We start from the raw sequence: 20843 nt of genomic DNA on the forward strand, positions 1-20843 counted from the left end.
TGTTCATGCCCTTTTCTGGCCTGGAGGAGCGAAAAGCGCCTATCTGCTGCTCGTAAGCGCAGAAATGTCCATCTTTACCACCTGCTCTCTCGGGTCACGGTAATTCCTGATCCTGATATCCATTTCTTTCACGGTAAGATAGGGGGTCCTGGTCTCCAGTGAATAGAGGATATCCCTCAGCGCCCTCGGGTCAGGAAGAATGGTATCAATGCTGACGGTAATTATCTTGAAAGACTCTCTCTCCTCAGGCTTTCCCACCCGTTCGCTCGAAATCGTGCCGCCGCTTTGTGTGACGATGTTCTTTGCCGTTTCCTGAAGCGCAGCCGCAGCCAGGGAAAGGGTCTGTCCTTCAACCAGTTTTGAATTGTCCGATTCCCTTTCCTCTTTCATTGATGCCAGTTTTTCCTCCAGCCGGGGCTTTTCCGCGATAAGGGTGATATATTTCTGGAGCGTCCTCGTTTTCACAAACTGGTTTTCCTTTACAGAGGCAACCTGGGACTGAATTCCCAAATATACATACTGGTACAGGAAAAGACCAGCGAGGATTGCCATTAACGGCAGCGTAAACAATAGGGTTCTATTCTTCTTCATCAGTTTCTTCCTGTGTCTGCAGTTCTTCCTTCTTTATGCCCTCCAGTTCCATTTTTATGTTGAACCTGTCGGAATTCATCCGTGTATCCCTGAATGTCGGAGATGCAAACTCGGCCTTTTGAAAATATGGCGAAGCTTCAAGCTTTGATAGGATGCCTGTCGCGGATGCCGCGTATCCCTCGATCTCAACGGTTGTTTCGGTGATCCGCAGCCGGGAAAGCCAGGCGGTCTTCGGCAGTATGGCAGTCAATTCCCTGAGGATGTTCAATGCCAAAGGTCTTCTTTCCTTGAAATCGGCAATGGTAAAAATTTCCTTTTCCAGGGTTGCCAGCTCTTTTTTCAGGGATTCGACCTTTTTCACTTCTTCCTTCCGCAGCGCAATCTGCCGGTCGATCTCTTCAAGGCGCTTCTCCTCAACCCTGAGGGGTGCGATAAGGTAGAGAATCCACATGACCAGGATCGCAAGAACCAGAATGAACGTGAGCGCCAGGGGCGCCTTTGCTTTTTTGTGATATCCCTTGCTCAGAAGGTCAAGCCCCTCTCTATGCGGCCAGAGCGATTCGAGCACTCCGCCGACCGCAGCGTACGGCACATCCGCGTGATCCCCCGGAATGCGGATCCGGATATCCGTCTCATTGAGCATTGTTACCGGCTGGCCTGCCTTTGCCTTAATCATCTCCTTCAGCGAGGGGCTCTTGTCACGGAAGAGCAGGATCACCTGCGGAGTCCCCCCCTGATTTTTCGCATAATCAGTCAGCGACGATATTTCCGAGGCAATGCTGTCACTCCTTGAGTTTTCATCCTCGGTGCTGAAGGAACCCGAAAGAGGATTCATTACCGTGCCGTTCAGAAACAGGGCCCCTTCATATCCGTCCGGTTTTATTTCAAGGAACACTGAGTCAGCCTTCCGGTCCATGTGCCTGAATAAGGTTGCGATCCCTGACAGGTTTACTGTCAGACGGCTGGCGGTGATTCCTTTGTCTTTGAGCGCCTCAAGGTACGGCCTGATCAGGTTGTCTTTTGCAGCCACCGCAAGAATGGTCAGCTTCTCTTCATTTTCACTGAGAATCCTGAAGTCATACAGGGTATCGTCTGCGCTGAAAGGGGTGATCCTGTCCAGCTCATAGGAAATGACGTTCGAAAGATTTTCCTTTACGGCTGCCGGAAACTCTACTGTCTTCACAATTGCCCATGCCTTGGGGATACTCAGCAGGACATCTGCCTTTGCAGCCCCGAGGTCATTCATCGCAAGGGCCACTGACGAAGCGACAACCTCGGGCTGGGGGTACCGGTTGTCTTCAAAGGCATATTCCCTCACGCCCCTGATCCTGATTCTCGACAGGAAACGTGTTCCGTATACCACCGCGAGCGTTCCCTTATCGAGGGAGACGGAAAGTGTTCTTGACGGGTAAATCCTGTCATCGGCAAGGCTGAAGGAGAGGACCCTCCACAAGGGCTCCCAGAGCTTATTAAGGGCAGAAGATGAGCCTGTTGCAATGGTTGTCAGTTTGTCGATAACGGTCGTTCCGTTCATGGGTTGAAGAGCACAGGGCTTTTGTAATAAAGATAGGTATACTGCTCTATACCGGAGATCATTATCGTAGCCCTTATCGCATATCCTCCTTCTGCATTTGCCGTATGGCCAGAGGCATCAATAGTAAAAGTGCTGGTTCCTGATGTAGTAATATACGGTAACATAAAATTATAGTTTTCACCAACAATACCCATAACATCCTGGCTGTTCATTTCCTTGGTTTCCCTGAAACTGATAATGGCATCAGCCACCTCAGGGGTCATGCCCGGAATTGCCATCAGAACCTCTTTCGTGGCCGCATTCACATTGATCCGGGAGGTCTTGGCATGAATGGTGAGGAAATCGACAGCGCCTTTCTGCTCACCGCTTCCATAGAGTATCGCAGGAGTAATGCCTTTCACGAGAAGCAATTCCTCAAGTGTGTCGAACTTCGCATTCTTGGCATCATAGGGGTTTGGCAGGGAACGATAATAATCGTTTTCCGCGCCGTTGAGTCTGTGCAGATCATCAGGATCCCGCCAGTCCATTATGGAATCTACGATGACATCGGCGTCCTCCGGCTGGACCCCGAGATTTACGAAAAGATTTTTCAGGACAAGATCGTTGGCTGCATTGATATCGATCTTCCCCGATTCGTCCCTTATTCTGACAAGGTAAATGCCGTTACCGATCTGGCTCCTGTATGGTGTCCCGTCTGTTTTCCATATCTCTCGTCCCTCCAGCTCCACCGTCTGGTTTTTGTAGAGGTTTCTGTAATAGAGCTCCATGATGCCTCTTTCTATTCCTGCCTCAGCCATGAATTTTCTCTCGATTCCCTCCTTGAAGGAAAGTGTAGCGTATGTTTCGGTTCTTGCGATAAGGGAAAACGAAAGCACGATGACCATGAGGATGGTCAGGACCCACAATACTGTCAGAAGGGCAATGCCTCTTTGTGAAAGACAGCGATTGACTGCGGGCAGCCTTTTTCCAATGCGTGTATGAAAAAAGATATTTTTCATTCGTCTGTTACAAATCCTTCATCGGGAAACTCATACGCGGCAGGGCCTGAGGATGACTTGTTGACCCTCATGGGTATGACCATCCCGTAATCATGCACATCTTTAATGAGATGGATCCTGACCTTTTCGGGGATATAGAGACTGTCTGTCCAGGTGTCTACCCATCTCCCTGATTCCTCGGTCGTATCCTTATAGAGATATTCGAAATAAATGGTATCGAATGAATTGAAAAGCGTGGTCTGCGTGCTCCCGGAAAGACCCATGACATTCTCCGATATATAGAGAACCTGTCTGCCTGATTCATCCGGCAGCACTGAATACGTGGCCAGCACATAGCCTTTTTCTCCGCCCCAGACTGAATAGTTGGTCGGGAACTGCATGAATGTCCTTTCTCCCCTGAAATAGTATTTTCTTTCACCGTCTTCCTCGTAACTCAAAGGAGTTTGCGACTGGATCTGGGCATCTATGATATTGAAAGAATTCCTCATCCTTTGGAGTAGTTCTATTTTCTTCTCCCCCGATTCCACCGAACGTAACCCGAGTCTCAATGCGCCGATGATAATCATGATGATTATCCCGATCAGCGCGATAGACACCAGCAGTTCGAGCAGGGTGAATCCGGACTGGAATGAGAGCGCTCCTGCCAGTCTGCCCGGGGATTCAGGCTCCTGTGCGTTCTGCAGGCGGGTTTTCCGTTCTGTGATTCTCTTTAACACGTATGGCTACACCTCTTTTTTCCTGACCTTCATCGTCCTCAGGGTAAAGGTCCTTTGCTTTGAGTCTTTCAGCCATTGCACCGTCAAAACAATTTCGAGCATTTTTACCCGGAGGTTTTCAGTCCTTTCGGGCAACGTATCCGTGACGGAAACCTCGATATTGTATCCGTCGCTTGTCGTCTCCCTGTATGACTGCTCAGAGAGATTGTCGTCATTGAGAATCTCTCGCATCTTCGCCTCTGCCCGTGTTGCCGCGGATACGTATTCCTCCGAAGCGGCTATGGACCTGAGATTGGCCGAGAAGAGCTGCAGGACGACTGTGACAGCGATGGCCAGTATTGCGGTGGCGACAAGCACCTCAAGGAGCGTAAAGCCGGCCCGGGAACCAAAGACGCAGAAACAGGGTTTCCGAATATTTTCTGTGTGCATGAGTGTCATGACTCCCCGTTTATTTTATCACTATTGTCCCGACTACCGGGTCCATCGCTATGCTCGCCTTTTTCTTGCTGCTCCACAATACGACAGTGCCTCCCTCCATGACACCCGAGGGGTACAGGGTGAAGCGATATTTCCCCTCCAGGATTTCGCCGAGCATCGGATCAATGACTTTCACCGAAATCCCTGACGGGATTTCCCGGGGTGGACGGCCGCTCAAATCGTATATCCTCGAATCGAGATCGATGGTAACAGTCTGGTTCTTGTTGTGGATCTGTGCGAGGGAGCGCGCCTGCCTGATTGTTGCTGATATGTTCCTGACAGTCGCATTGAACTGGTTCGAAGGCAGGGCATTCGCAAAGAAAATTGTCGCAATGCCGAGAATCAGCGAAATGAGAAAAAGAACGATTATCATCTCGAGGAGGGTGAAGCCTTTATTGCCGTAAATGTATCGTGTTCTGCGCATGGTGAAATTATTGAATCTGTCCGGGATTATTCACGGAAACGCACGAACATACTGTATCCTGTTGTCGCACACATAATGCATGAGTAACCACGGTTAAAACGGCAGTTCAGTGATGCTGAAGATGGCAATCAGCATGGAAATCACTATGAAACCGATAATCAGTCCCATGGTGAGTATCATGACAGGCTCAAGAAGATTCACAAATTTCTTAATCGCCATATTCAGGCTTTTCTCATATGTCTGGGCGACCTTCATCAGCATCGTATCGAGCTGGCCGGTCTCCTCCCCGACCTTTATCATGGAGAGGGCGAGCTGCGGAAAGACATCTGTGTCGGCCAGGGGAACTGCGATCCCTTTCCCCTCCTTTGCTCCGGCTGCTACCTTGTCAATTGCCGAAGCGATCACCTGGTTGCTCACCACATCCCTTGCATTGCCCAATGCCTGCAGCAGGGGAACGCCGCTTTTAAGGAGCGTGCCCAGAGTCCTGCAGAACCTGGCCGTCTCGAGTTTTCGTATGATATCTCCGAGCAGTCTGAGCTTAACGACATCCCACTGATATTTCCCTGCATCGGTTTTTATGTAATTCCTGAAGATGATCCACCCTGCAATGACCGCCGAGAGGACGATCCACCAGTATTCCCTGAGGCTGTTGCTGAACAGGAGGAGGATTTGTGTCGATAAGGGGAGCGACCCGCCAAGTTCGGCGAATATTGCGGAAAATTTCGGGAGCACGAAAGTCAGGAGGATGATTATTGATATGCCGCCTGTCGTCATCAGAATGGCAGGATATATCATCACAGAGAGTACATGATCCCTCAGTGCCTTGGAAGATTCAAGAAATTCGTTCAGCTTGTCCAGAACGATATCCAGCACGCCACCGGCTTCACCGGCCCGTATCATATTGACATAGAGCTTCGGGAACAGCCTCGGATGTTTCTGAAGGGCGTCAGAAAAGGAATTCCCCTCCCTGATGGATTTCAGGATCGACTGTACCACGGTTTTCATCTCACTGCTCTCTGATATTTCGGAAAGGATGTTCAGACTCCTGTCAAGAGGAAGTCCTGCGGTTAAAAGTGCCGAAAGTTCTGTGGTAAATGTCAGCAGGTCGGCTTTTGATGATTTGAGGGTAAAGGTCTTTTTTATCCCTTCTTTTGGGGAAATGACCTTAATCGGGATAACGCCGGAGTTTTTCAGCCGCTCGACAGCAGATTTCTCGTCGATTGCTTCAATGACGCCTTCAATGACGGAACCTTCAATCGTTGTCGCCTTGTAGGAAAAGACAGGCACTACGCCTCCTGTGTCACCCTGAAGATTTCATTCAGGGTCGTGATACCTGCCTTTATCTTATCAGCCCCGTCCTCGAGAAGGGTTTTCATCCCGTGTTGCCTGGCAACCTTGCGTATTTCGTTAGAATCCGCATTTTTCAGGATGAGTTTCCGGATGTCATCGTTGACAAGCAGCAGTTCGAACAGGCCCAGCCTGCCGTAATAACCGGTAAAGGCACAGGCTTCGCATCCCTTTCCGCGGTAAAGGAGCGTCGCACTGTCGATGCCGAGGAGCTTCAGTTCCTCTTTCCCCGCAGCAGACGGGTCTTTCTCCTTGCATGCAGGACAGATGACCCTCACGAGCCTCTGGGCAAGGATCCCCCTGATTGTGGAGGAGAGCAGGAAATTCTCGACCCCCATGTCGAGGAGCCTTGTGATGGCGCTTGGCGCATCATTGGTATGGAGTGTCGAAAAGACAAGATGGCCGGTGAGGGCAGACTGTATGGCGATTTCTGCTGTCTCCAGATCCCTGACCTCACCGATCATGATGATGTCCGGGTCCTGTCTGACGATATGGCGAAGAGTATTTGCAAAGTTCAGGCCTATTTGCGGTTTTACCTGTATCTGGTTTACCCCCTTAAGCTGATATTCAACAGGGTCCTCGACAGTGATGATCTTCTTGTCGGGGGAATTTATCTTGTCGAGCGCACCATAGAGTGTTGTCGTTTTTCCGCTTCCTGTAGGTCCTGTCACAAGGATAATGCCGTTCGGTTTTGTTATCAGATTGTTGAAATCACTGAGGTTGCCCGGAGCAAAGCCAAGAAGGTTCAGGTCTATCACGATGCCTTCCTTGTGGAGGATTCTCATAACAACACTTTCGCCATAGAGCACCGGAATTGTCGATACCCTGAGGTCGACCTCCCTCTCCCCGATCTTCAGTCGTATGCGTCCGTCCTGCGGCAGTCTTCTCTCGGCGATGTTGAGTTTCGCCATGATTTTTATCCTTGATACGATCGCTGCCTGCAGCCTCTTGGGTGTTGACTCTATATCATGCAGCACGCCGTCGATGCGGTATCTTACCTTCAGTTCGTCATCGAAAGGCTCAATGTGGATATCACTTGCCCTGCTTTCGATGGCCCGGGTGATAAGCATATTGACGAGCCTGATTATCGGGGCCTCCGAAGCAAGGTCTTTCAGGTGGCCGATATCTTCTTCCTCTTCTTTCAGGAATTCAATGCCCCTGTCGCCGAGGTCCTCGATAATCCTGTTGATATTCTGGGACTCCTGCTCGTAAAACCTCGAGATGAATTCCTCGATCACACTGTGTTCACAGGTGTAGACCATCACTTCAGCGGCAATCGCGACCCTGAGCGCGTCGATTGATGCAGCATCCCCGGGATTGGCCATGACGACCTTCAGTACATTGTTTTTCAACTCAAGAGGGATAATCTTGTTTTCACGGATAAAACGTGAGGATATCCCGTTCAGGACAAACGGCACTTTCGGCAGGTCTTCTGTGTTCAGATACGGTATGTCTTTAATCATGATTCTCTGGCAAAGCGTATGTATTCATTATATCACATCACCTGTCAATATGCCCCTTCGGCTTTCAGGACTGCCCTGACGGTTTTGAACAGTATTACCATATCGAGCCACAGCGACCAGTTCATGACATACCATGCATCGAGCTTTACCCGGTACTGGCAGCTAGTGTTGCTTCTGCCTGATACCTGCCACAGACCGGTGATGCCGGGTTTTGCACTGCATATTATCCGGATATTCTCCTTGATGTCGGATTTTTCCCTCGGGAGGTAGGGTCTCGGACCGACGAGACTCATCTCTCCCTTCAGCACATTGAAAATCTGGGGCAGCTCGTCAAGAGAACTTTTCCTTAGAAAACGGCCTATTCTTGTGATCCTGGGGTCTTCTTTCAGTTTCCAGCTCTTTTCGAATTCCTCGCGCAGGGCTTCATTGCTTTCGAGCATCTCGGTCAGCGTTATCTCGGCATCCTTCTGCATTGTCCTGAATTTATAGCATCTGAAGGGTTTGCCGTTTTTTCCTATCCTGTCGTGGGAAAAGATTGCAAACCCCGGGGTCTCAAGCCTGATGATCAGCCCGATGAAGCCGATAACGGGAAGGAGCACGGGCATCATGAGCGTGCTGACGGTGACATCGAAAAGTCTTTTGACAAACCTGTTCGCAAGCGATTTGAGGTTGTTCTTGATATTCATCAGGAATATTTCCTCGATGAAGAGGTGAAAAAGGTCTGTGTTCAGCAGCGCGATGCCTTTGAGGTCCGGTACGACCATGGTATTGGATGTGCTGTTCTGGACCTGCGCGGTAAGCGCAGACAGGCGCTCGGGAGTCAGTGACGGGATTGCGATTACGGCGGTCGTGATATCCAGCTCCTGTAAGAACCGCGTGAATTCATCCACCCTGCCGAATACCTTTCTGCCGTGTATCATCTGCCCTATTTTCCGTTCATCATCGTCAAGAAAGCCGACCACATCATATCCCATGTGCTTTTCCCTCATAAGCCCTTTTGATACCAGCCTTCCGGCATTGCCTGCCCCCAGTATCAGTATCCTCTCTCTCCATATGCCGAGCGCGTAAAGGAGCTTCTTCCCCCAGAGGCGGAAAACAGGGAACAGGAACACAGACAGGGCCCACATCCCCAGCAGCACAATACGTGACACGATGTCGCTCATTTTTCCCAGCGTCACGATAGCCATCAGCGCAAGGCTTGCAAGGGACACAGCCTTGACCAGATTCCGTGTCTCATCCCAGAAAGGGATTTTGCTGTCATAGAGGTTTTCATACAGGAGGAAAAAAATAAATATCACCGGCATCCACCACAATGAAGCAAAGTGGGAAAAGGAGAAAAAGAATACCGGCAAATCTGTTGGCAGGGAGGCGATAACCTCTGCCCTCAGCAGCCACGCCATGAACAGGGAGGTGTAAAAAGCTGCGAGATCGAAAAAGAGCAGGCAAAGTATCTGGACCAGTCTTCTCATGATTTTCCCCAGTTCCATCATCCTGCGATAAGTCCCATCCTGAATCCTGCATACTTGGTGATAAATTCCATGATGATGTATGGTATCCATGCATACTTTTTCCGGTCAATGATAAACTGCAACTGCTGCCTTGCAAACCGGATTCCTTCTCCTTCGGCGCGGGCATATCTGAGAATCCACCTGTTATGCCGCAGGGACGACCCGATATTGAAATAGCGGATAAACTGCTGAAGAAGCGAACAGTTATGTGAATGGATGACCGCAGCCTCAGGGACATACGCGATCCTGTAGCCGTTCACGATCAGTTTCGCGGCGATCAGCATATCCTCATTTGCCCTGACCCTGCCGGGAAACATGCCGGCCTTCAGGAACAGCTCCTTTTTGATCGACGAGCAGACATTGCTGAACAGAAACGTCCTGATCCCGAGCCTCTTTGTGTCGCTCAATCCCTTCACCATGCCTTTCTCCGGATAATTGAAATGTCGTGCGAAGACCTCCGGGGGCGGGGCGTCGGGTCTGGGCACATGCTTTCCGTATGTTGCGGCGATATCAGGCATTTGCAGGGGTTTGGTAAGCATTGCAAGAAGATTATTGTTCTCCGGCAGGGCGTCCTGCGTCATGAACACGAGGATATCGCCGCGGGCTTCCATGGCAGCCCTGTTTCGTGTCTGCCCATGGTTGAAGTCGTGCCTTGGAATCACGATTGTCCGTGCGCCGGATCTCTGCGCAATTGAGACAGTATTGTCCGTCGAAGAAGAATCAATAACGAGTATCTCTGAAGGCGGCATATCCTGTGAAAGAAGCGCGGACAGAAGCTGCCCGAGAGAAGCACCTGCTTCAAGCGTCGGTATAATAACGGAGATACTCATGCGGATGTATTTTATCACATGATTGTCAAACAGTTAATGTGCATGTGCCATTCACTGCCGGAAAATATATGACAGGCAGACTGCATCCTTATCGTGTGTGCACCGGCCAGTCATGCCAAAGAAGATTCCATGGAGAAAATTCCTTCAAAGTCCGTTCCTTATAGGGTACAATAGGAATGACCCAATGGAAAAGGAGAGCAAAAAACCGTTTGTGGAGATTTTTACTGACGGCGCCTGCAGCGGAAATCCCGGAATCGGAGGCTTCGGAATAATCCTGAGGTCAGGGGACCGGGAGAAGGAGATATCGGGATGCGATCCGCATACCACGAACAACCGCATGGAACTGACTGCGGTGATCAGGGCTCTTGAGGCGCTGAAGAAACCCTGCAGGGTCAGGGTGGTCAGCGATTCGAATTATGTTGTTCAGGGAATGACGGCCTGGGTCTTTTCCTGGATAAGGAACGGCTGGAAAAACAGCCAGAAGCATCAGGTGATCAACAGGGATCTCTGGGAGAGGCTCGTTGAACTTGCAGGGGTGCATGAGATCCAGTGGGAATGGATAAAGGGACATAATGCGCATACAGAAAACGAGCGATGCGATAAACTGGCCAGGCAAGCAATCAGGCAATGCAGGAAAAGAACGGTGCGGGATACTGCATGAACAAGATTGATATCAGAAACCTCTCGGGGATGTTTCTCATTGCTGCCCCGAGCCTCAGGGATCCTAATTTCGAGCACACCGTAGTGCTCATCTGCGACCATAATCAGGATGGTGCGTTCGGTCTGGTTGTCAACCGGTTGCTGCTGCACAGTTTTGCCCCCCTGAAAGCTGGTCTCGAGATAACCGAAAGCACCACTGACCTGCCGGTATTCTACGGCGGTCCTGTCAAACCGGAACAGGGGTATATTCTCTATCCTTCTCATGCAGATCTGTATTCCCCTTCTCTGAAGATCAGCGATGACCTGTCACTGACAACGTCACGGGATATCCTAGCAGATATCGCTATGGGAAAGTGGCCCCAAAAGTTCCTTTTTACCCTCGGGTTTTCGGGATGGGCGCCGGGACAACTCGAAGCAGAGATGATGACCGACAGCTGGCTGATCGCGCCTTCCCACAACGGCATCATCTTTGACATGCCGGTAAGTGAACGATGGAAGGCTGCCGCGCATCTCATCGGCGTCGATTTGACGAGGGTTTCCTCAAGGCAGGGAAGTGCATAGAGTTGACAATTTGCGGTGAATTCTATTATCTTACTAATCTTAAATATAATTTTGAGGAAGGTGACAGGATGAGGACTCTTTTTGCCAAAAAAGGCGAGGTGGAAAAAAGGTGGTATCTCATTGATGCAAGTGATGCCGTCCTTGGAAGGCTTGCCGTGAAGATCGCGCAGCATCTGACCGGTAAAAACAAGCCTGTCTATACTGCCAACGTTGATACAGGGGATTTTATTATTGTCATTAATGCAGACAAGGTAAAGCTCACAGGCAGGAAACTCGACGACAAGGTGTATTACAGTCATTCAGGGTATCCGGGTGGCCTTAAGGCAGAGACTGCCAGGGATCGGATGGCGCGGTATCCGGAAAAGATCATTACCGATGCCGTGTGGGGGATGATTCCGAAGGGAAGGCTCGGAAGGGCAATGATAAAGAAGCTGAAGGTCTACAGGGGACCGGAACATCCTCATGAGGCACAGAAGCCAGAAATATTGTCGGTTTAAAGGAGAGTTACATGGCTGAGATTCAGTACAACGCAACCGGGAGGAGAAAGACATCAGTGGCGAGAGTTACCATTTCCCAGGGAAATGGGCAGATAACCGTTAACAAGAAGCCTGCTGACAACTATTTCCCAAGGGAGACTTTACGGATGGTCATCCGGCAGCCCATCGAGCTTGCAGGGATAACCGGAAAATACAATATCAACGCGACGGTTACCGGCGGCGGACTCACGGGACAGGCGGGAGCACTCAGGCACGGAATCGCGCGGGCGATCATTGCAATGAACAGTGATCTGCGGGCCCGGCTGAAAAAAGAAGGGTTCCTGACGAGAGATCCGAGAGAGAAAGAGAGAAAGAAGTACGGGCAGAAAGGCGCCCGGAAGAGGTTCCAGTTCTCCAAGAGATAATAACCGGTCTTTGGTCAATCGTCTCCGTTCAGTCATACATGCTGCTACAAACTGGCGGCTATAGACCTTCAACTGTATAATATCGACGAATGGCAAAAGTTTTCATATGCGGCGGCAGTGGATATACCGGGGCTGAACTGCTCCGTATTCTTGCGAATCATCCCGGGGTGGAGATAACCGGAGCCACATCCGAACGATCCGCAGGAAAAACCGTCACCGAGCTTTTCCCCCACCTGCATCACTATTCTTCTCTCACCTATGAGCCTCTCCGTCCTGAAGATGTTCTTCAGAAGGCGGATATCTTTTTCATGGCCCTCCCGCACGGTGAATCACAGAGGGCGGTGGATTACTTTTTCAGGCATGGAAAGACAGTGATAGACCTGTCGGCTGATTACCGGCTCAGGGACGCAGGGACATATGCGCAATGGTACAGTGTGCCGCATAAATTTCCGGCAACCCTCAAGAAAGCGGTATACGGCCTGCCGGAGATCTACAGAAACAGGATAAGAAAGGCAAGGCTGATCGCAAACCCCGGCTGCTATCCTACAGGAGCACTGCTCGGTATGCTGCCGGCTCTCAGACACAGACTGATAGGTCTCTCCGGTATTGTCATTGACTCGAAGTCAGGTACGAGCGGCGCAGGCCGGAAGGCAGACCTTGCGCTGTCCTTTTGTGAGGTGAATGAGGGGTTCCGGGCATATGCGGTCGGTACGCACCGCCATACACCCGAAATCGAACAGGAAGTATCAGGACTGTCTGGAAGAGAGGTGACGGTGAATTTCACCCCGCATCTTTTGCCTGTTGACAGGGGAATACTTTCGACCATCTATGCCCCGCTTGCGAAAAAGGCCGATGCGGAGGAAATAGCAAAAATTTACAGGAAAACCTTTCTCCGTGAGCCGTTTGTCAGGGTTCTGCCGTATGGGGTGTATCCGAACATCACGCATGTCCGGGGGACGAACTTCTGTGAAGTGGGACTGAAACTGAATGAACGGACCGGCACGCTGATTATCGTTACCGCGATTGACAACCTTGTGAAAGGGGCTTCAGGTCAGGCAGTACATAATATGAACATCATGCTGGGTCTTGACGAAAAGACAGCCCTTAACGCCCCGGCGCTGCTTCCTTAGGGCGGGATCAGCGATATGATACCGCAGGGATTCCTTTTTTCTGCCGCAGAAGCCGCAATAAAAAAACCCGGAAGAAAAGACCTTGCCCTCATTTATTCAACGACCGAGGCCACGGTTGCAGGCAGGTTTACCACCAATAACGTAAAGGCTGCCCCCGTGAAGCTTGATATGAAGAATATTAAGGAAGGGAGGGGGCAGGCGATAATCGTCAACAGCGGGAATGCAAATGCCTGCACCGGACGAATGGGGATGGAAGATGCCCGGGAAATGGCCAGCCTGGTTGCCCGCAGGCTCAGGATGAAATCGTCCCGTATCTTTGTCTGCTCCACCGGCGTTATAGGTACCCCCATGCCGATGGAACGGATTCGTCCGGGCATCGATACTCTGGCGGAGAATCTCGGAAAAGCTTCTCTCGAGGATGTTGCCGGCGCAATCATGACAACGGACACCTTCCCGAAGATCGTTCTGAAGAAGGTGAAAATCGGAAAGAAGACCGGCAGGATAGCGGGAATCTGCAAGGGCGCAGGCATGATATCCCCGCACATGGCAACCATGCTCTGTTTTGTCATGACGGATATTGCCATCGACCGTCATGCGCTTGATAGCGCGCTTGGAGAAGCCGTGCGAAAGTCGTTTCACAGGATTACTATTGACGGCGATATGTCGACCAATGATACGGTTCTCGTCATGGCGAACGGCATACTTGGAAACGAAGAGATATCGCGCAACTCCCCACACTTTGCGGTGTTCCGGGACGCGCTCTCAGGGGTGACATACGAATTGTCGAAACTCATCGCGATGGATGGGGAAGGGGCGACGAAACTGGTTGAGATAGAGGTTGTCGGCGCCGGGAGCGAATCCGATGCCGGGAAAGCGGCGTTTGCAGTGGCAAATTCAAACCTTGTCAAGACGGCGCTTTACGGAAACGATGCGAACTGGGGCCGCATCATGGCTGCCCTTGGATATTCCGGCGCCAGGATGAAAGAAGAAAATGTGGATATCTATTTCGGCAGGGTGAAAATGGTCAGCAAAGGAATCATGACCGGCAGGGACAAGGAGGCAGGCGGTATCCTGCGGCAAAAACACGTAAAAATCATTATCAATCTCCGTATCGGGAAAGCTTCCGCTAAGGTTTTGACCTGCGATCTGACCGAGAAGTATGTCAGGGTAAACGCAGAATACAGGACCTGATTTCTTCTCCTTCAGTTTTCTGTTGACAAAACTTTTTCCGCAATGGTATTTCTATATACAGATGCCTCGTTATCTCCCCTAATACTGCTGTCCAATTCCCACGGACAGCAGTATTTAATTTTCAGGGTATTGCATGAAGTTCGTAGTTCCTTTCGCCCAGTCCGAGTCTCTCAAGTTCCTCTATCTGCAGCTGGTAGGGCCGTGCGCTGAGTTTGTAGAGAACGTCGTCGCCGGGGACGATCTTCCTTTCATCTGCTGCGGACTGCGGGAGCGGAGGGGCTTTCAGCAGCAGGTCAACGCTTGCCTGTTCTATCGAGACAATGTCGTCAGATACCAGTATCCCGAGGTCCTGTATGACAGGAACATCTGCCATGGGCATGCAATCGCATTCAGGCTGAATCTCGGTGAGAAAGTTGATGTAGACTACTTTCTTCGGCTTGAAGGTTCCCAACACCGCCTTCGCAGCCTCTGCAAGGGAGCGCATGAACCTCTCCGGGTCTCCGGGGAGGGAAAGGCCTGCTGACTGGCAGACCCTTTCGCACCTGCCGCACCGCCAGCATTCGTCGCTGTTCCATTTGAGTTTGTCCTCCTCAAATGTGATCACATTAAGGGGACAGATTTCCATGCACTGATTGCAGAACTCGCATATCTCCGCATTCCAGTCAAGCATGCCTTCGCCTATGGTATGCATGGCGCCCCTGCCGCATTTCCAGCCGCATTCCCTGTGCCTTGAACTGACACCTCCCATCGCGACATTCTTGATGGCGCCCCCGTAGCCCGCCTGAATGTGACCTTTCACATGCGAGCAGACCACCATGCCCGGAACATCGTGTATCACGCTTGCCACCGCAATCTCCCCGAGAATTTCTCCTGCTTTCACCATGATATTGTCGTTTCCGTACAGCCCGTCCGCCAGCACGACAGGGGCTCCGACCGAGAGGTGGTTGATCCCGTTCTGGTTTGCCACTTCAAGGTAATCAAGCCCCTTTATCCTCACGGTGTCGGTCACGAAAGGTTTTGCCCCGCAATGCAGCAGAGCGTCAACGACCTTTCTGAGAAAGATCGGACGTACGATCCTGTGGGCACCCTCAGACCCGAAATGCGTCTTCACCGCAACCCATTCACCGGGCGTGAAATAATCCGGCAGGCCGATTTTTTTCAGGAGCAGATCGAGTTTTCCCGGCATGCTGTCGTCATATTTCCATTTCAGCGCCCGTGCAGATGCAAAATAGACTTGTGACATGTCAACCTCCCTCGGGAAAGCGTTAATAGTGATTGTTCATTATATCAATTTTCCAGATTTTCAATTTTTGCGGGAGAAATCCTGTCAGATGGTATACACTACATTCTGTCCGGACTGCGTGTTCCCCCTGCTCCGTCCGGAGTTGCCGTAAAAGGGGAGTAATGCGAATATCGTCCGTCATGAATGATAGGTGACAAGGAGGAGGCCATGTATTTGCTGGAAAATATCACGATGAAGGAATTCTCGAAGTATCTCAGGAATACCAAAACCATAGTGTTTCCGTTCGGCACGATTGAGGAGCACGGAACCCATCTGCCCCTGCACACCGATGCATTTATCATTCAGCAGGTGCTCAGAATGGCGGCAGGAAAGAGAAAGTTCTTTCTTGCGCCGGTGATGTATTACGGGGTATGTACCACGACAAAGGACCATCCCGGGACGCTGAGCATCAGTCCGGAGACGCTCAGGAGGTTTTCCGGCGATCTTGTCACAGAAGCCTATAAAAAGGGACTGAGGAACTTCCTGCTGATTTCAGGACACGGGGGCAGCATTCACATGGCAGCATTGAAAGAGACCGCCGAAGAGCTGATAGACAGACTCAGGGGGATAAACATCGCGGTTCTGTCTCCCTATGATATCGTGTGGAAGGAACTTTCGGAGCTGTCAGAAACGCCGAATGACGCACATGCGGGTGAGCTGGAAACCTCGATCATGCTCTATCTGTCTCCTGACCTTGTGAAGGGAAGGGCACCCGAGGAATACCCCCGGATACCAAGACCTTTTACGGTGAAGGACAAAGTGAAGTACTGGCCCGGAGGAGTATGGGGCAATCCCCGAAAGGCATCCGCTGAGAAGGGGGAAAAGGCGGTAAAAATTATTGTTGACAGGATACTCGACATTCTCTCGGAAATTGAAAGGCTGAAATAGGGGTTCAGTTCTCCGGTTTCGTTTGGTGCTTTTGCCATCAGCTTGATTTCCGATTATCCCTTCCTTTATGCTTCCTGATACATGCGAAAAGAATTCGTGGATTTTCTTATTATCGGGAGCGGTGTCGCAGGCCTGAGGGCTGCAATAGAGCTTGCTCCCTGCGGCAGTGTGCTTGTGGTGACAAAAGACCGGCCTGCAGAAAGCACCACTGAATACGCACAGGGGGGGATAGCCGTTGCCCTGAGCGATGAGGATGAGGTCGGTATCCATTACGAGGACACGCTAAGGGCGGGTGACGGCCTCTGCAGGGAAGATGCAGTGAAAATCCTGGTCGGAGAAGGGCCGGAGAGGATACTCGAACTCATCTCCTGGGGCGCGGAGTTTGATAAAGAGGGGATGAAGCTGGATTTTACCCTCGAGGCGGCGCATTCACGGAAACGGATACTTCATGCGCACGGGGATGCTACGGGGAAAGAGCTTGAGAGAGTTCTCCTCAATAAGGTACGGACGCTGCCATCGGTCAGAAAATATCCGTTTGCTTTCACGGAAGACCTTATTGTTGAAGAAGGCGTGTGCCTCGGAGCGTATGTCCTCTCGGGCAAGGAGAGAATAGCGCTACGTGCAGGGACTACTGTCCTGGCGACCGGAGGCGCGGGGCAGGTATTTTCACGAACGACAAACCCCGCGGTAGCGACTGGCGACGGTATGGCGATCGCTTTCCGGGCTGGCGCAGTGCTTGAAGACATGGAATTTGTCCAGTTCCATCCCACCGCTCTTTTTGCTCCTTCAGCCCCGCAGTTTCTGTTAAGCGAAGCCATGAGGGGAGAGGGGGCTATCCTGCGGAATGTGCACAAGAAGACCTTCATGAAGGAGTACCATCATGATGCGGAGCTTGCTCCAAGGGACGTGGTAACGAGGGCAATCCTTTCACAGATGATACGAACGAAAAGCAGCAATGTATATCTGGATATGACTCATCTGGACGGGGGCTTTGTCAAAAACAGATTCCCGAGGATATATGCGACCTGCCTGCAGTATGATCTGGACATTACCAGGGAACTTATTCCGGTATCCCCTGCTGCGCATTATTTTATGGGCGGGGTCAGGACAGATACCTGGGGAGCAGCAAGCCTGCGGGGCCTGTATGCTGCAGGAGAGGTCACATGTACAGGAGTGCATGGCGCAAACAGGCTTGCATCAAACAGTCTCCTCGAAGGGCTTGTCTTCGGCGCGCGGGCAGGAAAGGCAGCGGCTGATTACGGATCAGGGAGCAGCCGCAGTGCGCTGAAGCTGCCAAAAGGCATCAGGGAAAAATCCGGAATATCCCAGAAGCCGGGCCGGAGAACCGTGAACAGCAATATGGAAGAAATACGACATTCGCTGAGAAAACTGATGTGGGAAAGGGTAGGGATAATACGATGTGCTGAATCGCTCGGTGAGGCGAAAAAAAAGCTTGAAGAATGGGAGTTCCTGCTGGAAAGCACGTTCATTACGAGGCGTGAACTCGAACTCAGGAACATGTATGAAGTCTCCAGGCTGATTACAGACGCAGCATTGTTGCGGAAAGCAAGCGTCGGTGCCCATTACCGCTCGGATTATCCGAAGAAGGGCAAAAACTGGCAGAAGCATATCGCCATAACAAAAGACCGCAGGGCGGTTTGATGAAGCATTCATGAAATACCCGAATCCAGCGATACGCATAGTCGTTGCGAGTGTAGCGAAGCAATCTCGTCGTATCATCTGAGATTGCCGCGTCCCGAATGCTTTCGGGACGCGCAAAGACCTGTTTCCCAAACGTTTGAGGTATTTAACACTGGATCTGGAAATAGATAACTGCAGGAAAAAGGGGCAGGATTTGCCTGCCCTCCCCAATCAGACGTCGTCTCGGCTAGTTTTGACTATTGATTGCTGAGTCGACGAGGCGTTGATCTTCAATAGGAATCTCACAACCGCGGTAAATGATGCAGTGTGCCGCATCATGTTCAGTAAGGTTGAGTTCATCGATAAGCTCTTCCGTCTCTTCTATCGTCACTTTTTTCACCTTCTTTCAATTGGTTATCAACGACCTTGTATATAGGATATCAGAGGTGCCGAGTGAAAAAAATCGCAGAATTGCCTAATTTCAGATAGGTGTAATTACCTATAAATGATGAGGTACTACTACGGAGAGGAAACGGGAACAACGGCAGGGCGTTTGCCGGCTAGATATACCCCTTCTGAATTGCATACTTGATGAGTTCGGCAATGTTTTTCAGATTCAGTTTGTCCATAATATTTGCCCTGTGATGTTCAACTGTCCGTATGCTGATATTCAGGAGGGAAGCTACCTCCTTGTTTGACTTTCCTTCGGCTACAAGCTTCAGAATTTCCCGCTCACGTGTGGTCAGCGGTTCAGCCTCAAATGCCGGCTCATGCTCGCCCCGATGGATTCTTGCCCAGTCTTCCGTCAGATACTCCGAGAGTTTTGGCGATACATAGATTTTTCCTTGCTGCACTTTCTCAATAGCCAGGAAAAGTTCCCTGTCCGCATCTTCCTTCAGAAGATATCCGTGTGCTCCCGATGAAATCGCCTGGTGAAGATATTCCATATCTCTGTGCATGGTCAGAACCAGTATTTTGGCATTCGGTTGGACAGTCTTGATTTCCCTGATTGCCTCAATCCCACGGATATTCGGCATTGAAATGTCAAGCATGATCATATCAGGCGTTATTCTGTTCAGTATTTTCAGGAGTTCCAGCCCGTCGGCGACCTCTCCCACCACTTTCAGCCTGTGCGCCTCTGCGAGTATTCTCTTCAGCCCCTCACGAAAGAGGGCATGGTCATCCGCGATCAGAATCTTATATGAGTGCATTATGATTTCTTCTTTTTGACGGGTATCCGGAATTGAATTCTGGTCCCCTTGTTCTTTTCACTGCTGAGATTGAAAACTCCGCCGAGCATCTGCACGCGCTCTGCCATCGATGCCAGTCCCAGCCCTCTCTCGATAGTGATCTTCGTCAATGCCTGCTTTACATCAAACCCTTTCCCGTCATCCTCTATGGAGAAGGAAATATATTTGTTGTGCCTGAGAATTTGTATTGAAACGTTGCCGGACTTTGCATGTTCACTGATGTTGGTAAGGGCTTCCTGCATGATCCTGTATATGTTGATGTGAGAATCGTGGGGGAAAAAGTGATCGATATTCGTGATAGTGGAGGAAATGTGAATATCCCTGTGGCTTGATTTCAGGTTATTTATCAGCCACCTGATGGCTGCTGTGAGCCCAAGATCGTCGAGAATGGTGGGACTCAGATCTCTGGAAAGCCTGCGGACGTTTTCAATTACCTGATCAATGAACTCAAGGGTCTCTTCACATTCATGTTTTATCTCCGCCTGATTCTCAAGGAGATTGTTCCTGATGAAGCGCAATTTAAACTTTATCAGTGACAGCGCCTGTCCCAGTTCATCATGGAGTTCACGCGAGATTCGTTTCCTTTCGATTTCCTGTGCGGCAATAATCTGGGAGGAAAGATACCTGAGCTGTTTTTCGGCGCTGTCGAGCGTTTTTTTCGTGTGCCTGGAATCCCTGCTGTTTGTCGTCATATTTCTCTATTGCCGTTCAGTACACCGTGTTATTTGTGTAATCTACAATCTTGGCAAGAATATTTCAATACAATGTTGCGGGTTTTGCAGGTGACCGGAAGAAAAGTTCATGCAATATGCATGGCAAAAGCGTGTCGGGTTCACAGGGAAGAACTTCCGGGAAGCAGCATGTAATCTCCCCTTCCCCTGTCAAGGGATCTCTTATTCGGTGCGTGCAATCCGGGATTTCGCTGTTCTGAGCGCGAGGTCTTTGTCTTTTGTCAGTAATCTCCACTCCATCCCTGTTGCATGGATGCCCGCTTTCCTGTCCTGACCCCGGGCAAGGTACCAGTGTCCGAAACGTTCCACGGTTGAGAACGGATGATTGCCCTGGCAGAGAAATCCGCAGGGATTCATCTCCTCAAAGAAAATAGTCTCTTCCGGTGCTTCGTCGAACGTGAGGTCAGCGGGCAATTCTATCTGCGACACATCAATCCCTTCCGCCTCTTTTTCGTCCAGCCATTCTGCAATTGTCATGTCAATGACACCCAAACAGCAGAGAATGTCTGCAAATGATCTTTAGTTGCCATACCGTCTGTTGTCAGCACCATTATATCAGGTTCCGGGGGTGTTGTGGAGTGCGGGAAGCAGCCACGAATTGCATCACAAAAAATGTTACCGAAGTAAAGACTAGGGAGACATCGTTGACTCATAATGCATGTTACCGAAAAAACATGCATAGAAAGGGACTGCATTATGAGTTCAAACGCCAAAAGGGAA

22 protein-coding genes are annotated in these 20843 nt (G+C 50.6%); 8 read left to right on the top strand and 14 right to left on the bottom strand.

Features of this window, described 5'->3' with window-relative positions; all coding sequences use genetic code 11:
- Positions 1-39: 39 nt before the first annotated feature.
- The 10 genes from gspM to AB1552_08995 all read right to left on the bottom strand — a co-directional run bounded on the left by gspM (position 40) and on the right by AB1552_08995 (position 9888).
- Positions 40-591, bottom strand: a complete 552-nt coding sequence (gspM, locus tag AB1552_08950; protein ID MEW6053898.1) for a type II secretion system protein GspM — start codon at positions 589-591, stop codon at positions 40-42.
- A complete protein-coding gene (locus AB1552_08955; GenBank protein ID MEW6053899.1) occupies positions 578-2125 on the bottom strand; it encodes a PilN domain-containing protein in 1548 nt (515 codons plus the stop codon). Before AB1552_08955 ends, gspM begins: the two co-directional genes overlap by 14 nt.
- Entirely contained in the window at positions 2122-3123 is a 1002-nt protein-coding gene (locus tag AB1552_08960) for a helix-hairpin-helix domain-containing protein (protein MEW6053900.1), read from the bottom strand. Before AB1552_08960 ends, AB1552_08955 begins: the two co-directional genes overlap by 4 nt.
- Complete coding sequence (locus tag AB1552_08965) at positions 3120-3839, bottom strand: prepilin-type N-terminal cleavage/methylation domain-containing protein (protein MEW6053901.1); 720 nt, start codon at positions 3837-3839, stop codon at positions 3120-3122. The genes AB1552_08960 and AB1552_08965 overlap by 4 nt, the downstream gene beginning before the upstream one ends.
- A gap of 6 nt (positions 3840-3845) precedes the next feature.
- Positions 3846-4268, bottom strand: a complete 423-nt coding sequence (locus AB1552_08970) for a prepilin-type N-terminal cleavage/methylation domain-containing protein (protein MEW6053902.1) — start codon at positions 4266-4268, stop codon at positions 3846-3848.
- 19 nt (positions 4269-4287) lie between these two features.
- Positions 4288-4740 carry a prepilin-type N-terminal cleavage/methylation domain-containing protein gene (locus AB1552_08975; protein MEW6053903.1) on the bottom strand — a complete coding sequence of 151 codons (453 nt, stop codon included), beginning with the start codon at positions 4738-4740 and terminating at the stop codon, positions 4288-4290.
- Positions 4741-4833: 93 nt separating this feature from the next.
- On the bottom strand, positions 4834-6027 hold the full coding sequence (locus AB1552_08980) for a type II secretion system F family protein (protein MEW6053904.1): 1194 nt from the start codon (positions 6025-6027) through the stop codon (positions 4834-4836).
- Entirely contained in the window at positions 6027-7550 is a 1524-nt protein-coding gene (gspE, locus tag AB1552_08985; protein ID MEW6053905.1) for a type II secretion system ATPase GspE, read from the bottom strand. The genes AB1552_08980 and gspE overlap by 1 nt, the downstream gene beginning before the upstream one ends.
- A 44-nt stretch (positions 7551-7594) precedes the next feature.
- Positions 7595-9040 carry an undecaprenyl-phosphate galactose phosphotransferase WbaP gene (gene wbaP, locus AB1552_08990; protein MEW6053906.1) on the bottom strand — a complete coding sequence of 482 codons (1446 nt, stop codon included), beginning with the start codon at positions 9038-9040 and terminating at the stop codon, positions 7595-7597.
- The gene (locus AB1552_08995) at positions 9037-9888 is read right to left on the bottom strand and encodes a glycosyltransferase family A protein (protein ID MEW6053907.1); all 852 of its coding nucleotides are present in this window, start codon (positions 9886-9888) and stop codon (positions 9037-9039) included. Before AB1552_08995 ends, wbaP begins: the two co-directional genes overlap by 4 nt.
- A gap of 184 nt (positions 9889-10072) precedes the next feature.
- Between AB1552_08995 and rnhA the strand changes: the two genes are divergently transcribed.
- The 6 genes from rnhA to argJ all read left to right on the top strand — a co-directional run bounded on the left by rnhA (position 10073) and on the right by argJ (position 14331).
- Positions 10073-10549 carry a ribonuclease HI gene (gene rnhA, locus AB1552_09000; GenBank protein MEW6053908.1) on the top strand — a complete coding sequence of 159 codons (477 nt, stop codon included), beginning with the start codon at positions 10073-10075 and terminating at the stop codon, positions 10547-10549.
- On the top strand, positions 10546-11109 hold the full coding sequence (locus tag AB1552_09005; protein ID MEW6053909.1) for a YqgE/AlgH family protein: 564 nt from the start codon (positions 10546-10548) through the stop codon (positions 11107-11109). Before rnhA ends, AB1552_09005 begins: the two co-directional genes overlap by 4 nt.
- A 68-nt stretch (positions 11110-11177) precedes the next feature.
- Positions 11178-11606: a 50S ribosomal protein L13 gene (gene rplM, locus AB1552_09010; GenBank protein ID MEW6053910.1), complete on the top strand. Its 429-nt coding sequence runs from the start codon at positions 11178-11180 to the stop codon at positions 11604-11606.
- An 11-nt stretch (positions 11607-11617) separates the two neighbouring features.
- Positions 11618-12010 (top strand): 30S ribosomal protein S9, encoded by a 393-nt coding sequence (rpsI, locus tag AB1552_09015; protein MEW6053911.1) that lies wholly within the window; start codon positions 11618-11620, stop codon positions 12008-12010.
- A gap of 89 nt (positions 12011-12099) precedes the next feature.
- Complete coding sequence (argC, locus tag AB1552_09020; GenBank protein ID MEW6053912.1) at positions 12100-13140, top strand: N-acetyl-gamma-glutamyl-phosphate reductase; 1041 nt, start codon at positions 12100-12102, stop codon at positions 13138-13140.
- 15 nt (positions 13141-13155) lie between these two features.
- A complete protein-coding gene (gene argJ, locus AB1552_09025) occupies positions 13156-14331 on the top strand; it encodes a bifunctional glutamate N-acetyltransferase/amino-acid acetyltransferase ArgJ (GenBank protein MEW6053913.1) in 1176 nt (391 codons plus the stop codon).
- 121 nt (positions 14332-14452) lie between these two features.
- Here argJ and AB1552_09030 read toward each other — a convergent pair whose 3' ends face one another.
- Positions 14453-15574 (bottom strand): DUF362 domain-containing protein, encoded by a 1122-nt coding sequence (locus AB1552_09030; protein MEW6053914.1) that lies wholly within the window; start codon positions 15572-15574, stop codon positions 14453-14455.
- Between the two features lie 207 nt (positions 15575-15781).
- On the opposite strand from AB1552_09030, the gene AB1552_09035 reads away from it, so the two are divergent.
- Together AB1552_09035 and nadB are read left to right on the top strand one after the other, a co-directional pair.
- Entirely contained in the window at positions 15782-16501 is a 720-nt protein-coding gene (locus AB1552_09035; protein MEW6053915.1) for a creatininase family protein, read from the top strand.
- A gap of 96 nt (positions 16502-16597) precedes the next feature.
- Positions 16598-18163, top strand: coding sequence for an L-aspartate oxidase (nadB, locus tag AB1552_09040; protein ID MEW6053916.1), 1566 nt, complete (start codon positions 16598-16600; stop codon positions 18161-18163).
- 539 nt (positions 18164-18702) lie between these two features.
- Here the strand turns inward: nadB and AB1552_09045 are convergent.
- The 3 genes from AB1552_09045 to AB1552_09055 all read right to left on the bottom strand — a co-directional run bounded on the left by AB1552_09045 (position 18703) and on the right by AB1552_09055 (position 20600).
- The gene (locus AB1552_09045) at positions 18703-19353 is read right to left on the bottom strand and encodes a response regulator transcription factor (protein ID MEW6053917.1); all 651 of its coding nucleotides are present in this window, start codon (positions 19351-19353) and stop codon (positions 18703-18705) included.
- Complete coding sequence (locus tag AB1552_09050) at positions 19353-20084, bottom strand: sensor histidine kinase (GenBank protein MEW6053918.1); 732 nt, start codon at positions 20082-20084, stop codon at positions 19353-19355. Before AB1552_09050 ends, AB1552_09045 begins: the two co-directional genes overlap by 1 nt.
- A 201-nt stretch (positions 20085-20285) precedes the next feature.
- Entirely contained in the window at positions 20286-20600 is a 315-nt protein-coding gene (locus AB1552_09055) for a hypothetical protein (protein MEW6053919.1), read from the bottom strand.
- Positions 20601-20843 lie beyond the last annotated feature (243 nt).

The organism is Nitrospirota bacterium (genome assembly GCA_040754395.1).
In the GTDB taxonomy this organism is placed as follows: Bacteria; Nitrospirota; Thermodesulfovibrionia; order Thermodesulfovibrionales; family SM23-35; genus JBFMCL01.